This window comes from Dubosiella newyorkensis (assembly GCF_001945605.1).
Lineage (GTDB): Bacteria > Bacillota_I > Bacilli_A > Erysipelotrichales > Erysipelotrichaceae > Dubosiella > Dubosiella newyorkensis.
On the sequence record NZ_MPKA01000140.1, the window covers coordinates 1 to 567 of the forward strand.

Sequence of the window (567 nt, forward strand, 5' to 3'; positions counted from 1 at the left end):
TTTATCGCTGAACGCGTCCAGAACCGTCGCCGCCAGCAAGCTTTTCGACTTCATCGACCGATACGAGGTTGTAGTCGCCTTCGATCGAATGCTTCAAAGCGCTTGCCGCTACCGCGAATTCGATCGCCGATTGCGGATCCTTCTCTTCAAGGAGAGCGTGGATCAATCCGCCTCCAAACGAGTCGCCTCCTCCTACGCGGTCGACGATGTTCAGATCGTATTTCTTCGAGAAATAGAAGTCGTCGCCATCATAGAGCATAGCGCTCCACAAGTTGCGGTTGGCGCTGATGCTTTCGCGCAGCGTGATCGTCACTTTTTCGAAGCCGAACGTGTCCATCAATTCTTTGGCCACTTCTTTGTAGCCTTCATGATTGACTTCGCCTTTTGTCACGTCGGTGTTGGCCGCGTGGATCCCGAAGACATCGTTGGCGTCTTCTTCATTGGCGATGCAGACATCGATGTATTTGGTCAATTCGCTCATGACTTCTTTGGCTTTGGCTTTGCTCCAGAGCTTGTTGCGGTAGTTCAGATCGCAAGAGATCTTCACCCCGTGCTCTTTGGCTTTTC

Annotated in this window: 1 protein-coding gene; it reads right to left on the reverse strand. The window is 52.0% G+C overall.

Going from position 1 to position 567, the window contains the following annotated elements:
- Window position 1: 1 nt before the first annotated feature.
- Window positions 2-567: PfkB family carbohydrate kinase (locus BO225_RS11750; protein ID WP_233120339.1), on the reverse strand; the 566-nt coding region annotated here is incomplete at its 5' end.